The sequence below is a fragment of the uncultured Microbulbifer sp. genome, assembly GCF_947489355.1.
Classification (GTDB): Bacteria; Pseudomonadota; Gammaproteobacteria; order Pseudomonadales; family Cellvibrionaceae; genus Microbulbifer.
In genome coordinates this window covers 1-1,876 of the sequence record NZ_CANLDD010000139.1, presented here as the reverse complement: position 1 = coordinate 1,876, position 1,876 = coordinate 1, and the positions used below count along the sequence as shown (strand labels likewise).

Sequence of the window (1,876 nt, the reverse complement as noted above, 5' to 3'; positions counted from 1 at the left end):
TCCGATTTGAGGAATTCCGCGACCTCACTGTGTATGCTTTGCTTGTCCATCCTTTTCTCCTGTATGAATGACCATGGCTGGCTATTGATTAACCAGTTCTTGCCCTGCCTCCATACTGCTATTGGTGGCAGCTTCAGGGGTGATAGCAGTAATCAGCGCCATCTTGCTCTGTTAATACACCACCACTAATGTCAACAATCGCCTTGGCGAGTCCTGGTCTGGCTTTTCGGCGACCACTTGCCACTTGGTGTAGGTACGCTGCCGTGCAGGGCTCTCCAACCTCTGCGCATAAGCGGGCGAGGTCCTCACGCTTGCGATACCAGTCATCCCGTACGTGGGTGGCTAGACGAGAAGCTGCACGACTTATCTGTTTGCGTTTCTGTATGTCCATGACACACATACTATGTCGCTTTGGCTAAGTTTTACAAGTATATGCTAAATGTAACTGGAGCCAAACTGTGCCAAAGTTACAAAATCACCTGCCTGTCCAGAGTTACAACACAGATAGAATCGAGATTGACACGTGTACACAGCCAAGGGCCGCATGGACATAAAGACAATTAGGAGGGAGAACGCCCGCCGCATTGCCAAGAAGTTGGGGGGGCAAGCTGCACTCGCGCGCGCACTTGAGTTGCCCGACTCTGGCGTGTCGCAAGTGATTGGCAAAAGCCCTCGCCGGAATATTGGCGATTCTCTGGCTCGCAGGATCGAGGATGCGGGCGGCTATCACCATGGATGGTTGGACGCCTATCATGGCCACGGACAAACAGAGGCTGCAGGCGCTCCAGGGGATGTCAACATCGATTTGCTAGTTGACGCCCTCATCAGAAGTCAAAAAGAAATGAAGCTTTTATCGCTTAATCTCAGCGAGGAAGAGCGTATGGAGCTTTTGGCTAAAACAGCAGCAGCCGTATATGCGTACACAGAGTCAACCGGCGGTACCGCCCTAGTTGATCCAAGTTTCGCACTCAGACTTCTACTGCCTCGAGACTCCTAACTTGGGGTTCAAAATTCTGACAAGTTCGATATATGCCGGCCTCCCGGCACTCTAATAGCCTACTACAAGCTGCACAGCACGAGCCCATCGTGGAAAGCCCCCTCCTTAGAGCAGCCAAAACCTTTGCATCCCGCACATCTTCACCCGACTGGATCGCGATCAACTGCATCCTGCACTCCCTCTATCTTGCATATAAGATGGAATAAAATCCCAAAACTAACAGCAGATTTAGTTTTTTCCTTTTTTAATTTTATTGAAGCAAGCAAATTCTTGATCAATAAGTAGCAACTTATCAGGTTTTTGTATCGTTGCAGATAGCAAAAGCACTACAATTCGAAAAACTTTGTATTAAAAACACTACAAACTATCCGAATTGCACCATTTGCCAAAATCCATCGGTATCCGAGTAAGAAACCGCGCTAAAGCACTCAACCTCACCCAAAACGACATTGCGACCCACTTGGGGGTATCCCGTGATTTCGTCGCCCGCCTATATGCCGGGAAAAAGCGCGGCCTATCTTTTGAGCAGTTGGACGCCTTATGCCATTTACTGGAGCTGGATACCAACTTCCTCCTTGGTCGCAATTCCACCCCCAATCCCCTCAGCGATGAGGAGTTGGGGGACCTGCTTAACGAAATTGGCGCAATTGTTAGCACAAAAATCAACAAGTGTTAATCTTTTAGACTTTACACGCTTAGTCTTTTTGCATAACCTGTTCTAATCAGCTCACAGAGAACGGTTATGCACGCCACCAGCTCAACCCCTAAGTACAGGAAACTGGCCCCCCGCCAGGCAGAAGCCCTGACACACCGCGCTCGCGGCCTTAGCAATGCTGAAACCGCCGCCGCCATGCACTGCTCTATCGCCAATGTCGCCAA

The 1,876-nt window shown here is 49.8% G+C and carries 2 protein-coding genes; both read left to right on the top strand.

Annotated features, from left to right (window positions below):
- Nucleotides 1-544 precede the first annotated feature (544 nt).
- Nucleotides 545-997, top strand: coding sequence for a hypothetical protein (locus tag Q1A48_RS21110; protein WP_299948808.1), 453 nt, complete (start codon nucleotides 545-547; stop codon nucleotides 995-997).
- A gap of 382 nt (nucleotides 998-1,379) precedes the next feature.
- Nucleotides 1,380-1,673, top strand: coding sequence for a helix-turn-helix domain-containing protein (locus Q1A48_RS21105; protein ID WP_299948806.1), 294 nt, complete (start codon nucleotides 1,380-1,382; stop codon nucleotides 1,671-1,673).
- The last annotated feature ends 203 nt before the right edge of the window (nucleotides 1,674-1,876 follow it).